General features: G+C 65.1%; 1 protein-coding gene and 1 pseudogene. One reads left to right on the plus strand and one right to left on the minus strand.

Annotation, left to right across the window (positions count from 1 at the left end; translation table 11 throughout):
* Positions 1 to 181, minus strand: a pseudogene (locus A5698_RS02275) (dihydrodipicolinate reductase); the annotation flags it as partial.
* A gap of 131 nt (positions 182 to 312) precedes the next feature.
* Here A5698_RS02275 and A5698_RS28355 point away from each other — a divergent pair.
* Positions 313 to 453 (plus strand): hypothetical protein, encoded by a 141-nt coding sequence (locus A5698_RS28355; RefSeq protein WP_156670581.1) that lies wholly within the window; start codon positions 313 to 315, stop codon positions 451 to 453.
* The last annotated feature ends 128 nt before the right edge of the window (positions 454 to 581 follow it).

Genomic DNA, 581 nt, shown 5'->3' on the forward strand with positions numbered 1-581 from the left:
TGGCCGCCAGCCCGATCGGATCACCGCCCGCCAGCACCCCCGCGTCCTTGCCGACTTTCTCCTCGGAGTGCACCCACGCCCCGACCAGTTCGAGGTCGGGCCTGCTCCGGATCGCATCGATCGCGATGGAGCCGATTCCGCCGGTCGACCAGACCACGACGCGGTGCTTACCTCCGGTCATCGATCCTCCTCCGGGAGCCCGGTGTGGCGACAAAGCCAGCGCTGAGAATAGCATCCACTATTAATGGTAACCAGAACAAAGATTAGGTTAGAGTCGGTCGTCGTGAATACCCCGGCCTTGTCGCGGTGCTGATGTTCACGCTCCGGTTCGACATCCGGGCGCCCGCCGAGGGAGCGCCGACGACCGAGCTGTACTCGGTCGCTGTGCAGATGTGTGGGAGACGGCAGGGCGACGAATCGGTCGCGAGTATCTCGAGCGCGCCGCACTGGTGACGGGGTCAATCGCAGCAACGGAGGAATCGTGAAAACACCGCTGAGAACCGTGGTCTGGGGGACGGGCGGCGTCGGGTCGATCGCGATCGATGCGATCCGGAGCAGGCCCGACCTGGATCTGGTCGGGG

Source organism: Mycobacterium sp. E136, assembly GCF_001666865.1.
Taxonomy (GTDB): domain Bacteria; phylum Actinomycetota; class Actinomycetes; order Mycobacteriales; family Mycobacteriaceae; genus Mycobacterium.

Bases quoted from the DNA above. Each gene is read 5' to 3' on its own strand.
- A5698_RS28355 (WP_156670581.1), top strand. From the start codon at position 313: ATGTTCACGCTCCGGTTCGACATCCGGGCGCCCGCCGAGGGAGCGCCG.